This is a genomic window from Shewanella sp. SR43-4 (assembly GCF_014163845.1).
In the GTDB taxonomy this organism is placed as follows: domain Bacteria; phylum Pseudomonadota; class Gammaproteobacteria; order Enterobacterales; family Shewanellaceae; genus Shewanella; species Shewanella vesiculosa.
The window spans coordinates 1-218 of sequence record NZ_JACJEB010000081.1; the positions used below are offsets into that span (position 1 = coordinate 1).

A 218-nucleotide genomic window follows, 5' to 3' on the forward strand; every position below is an offset into this window, starting at 1 on the left:
GTCTTCGATAATACAGGAGCCGCAACGGGGTTTTCTGGCTAAGCAAGTGTACCGTCCGTGAAGAATAAACCAATGATGAACATCCACTTTAAACTCATTCGGCACCACTTTAAGCATATTCAGTTCAACTTGATCGACATTTTTGCCTGGGGCAAATTTAGTCCGGTTTGCTAACCTAAAAATATGCGTGTCAACGGCAATGGTTGGCCAACCAAAAG

The 218-nt window shown here is 43.6% G+C and carries 1 pseudogene; it reads right to left on the reverse strand.

The window, feature by feature from the left end:
- A pseudogene (locus tag H5123_RS20485) lies at positions 1-218 on the reverse strand (endonuclease III); the annotation flags it as partial.